Here is a 203-nt window from a genome sequence, read left to right on the forward strand (position 1 = left end):
ATGGTGTAACTGATGGTCGCTTCGCCATTGAAGTTCGCAGCCGGGGTAAACTGTACCTTACCGTCCACAATCGCAACCGTACCTTGCTCCGCCGGAACAGACGCTTCGGTGATGGTTAATGTATCCCCATCCAGATCCGTATCGTTCGCCAACACATCAATGGTCACAACCGTGTCTTCGTTGGTGCTGGCTGTATCGTCTAC

1 protein-coding gene is annotated in these 203 nt (G+C 52.7%); it reads right to left on the reverse strand.

What is annotated here, in order from left to right:
* Positions 1-203 (reverse strand): cadherin-like domain-containing protein (locus AYW75_RS18930; RefSeq protein WP_197478984.1); only part of this gene is annotated, 203 nt, incomplete at both ends.

The sequence above is a fragment of the Marinomonas atlantica genome, assembly GCF_001639725.1.
Lineage (GTDB): Bacteria > Pseudomonadota > Gammaproteobacteria > Pseudomonadales > Marinomonadaceae > Marinomonas > Marinomonas atlantica.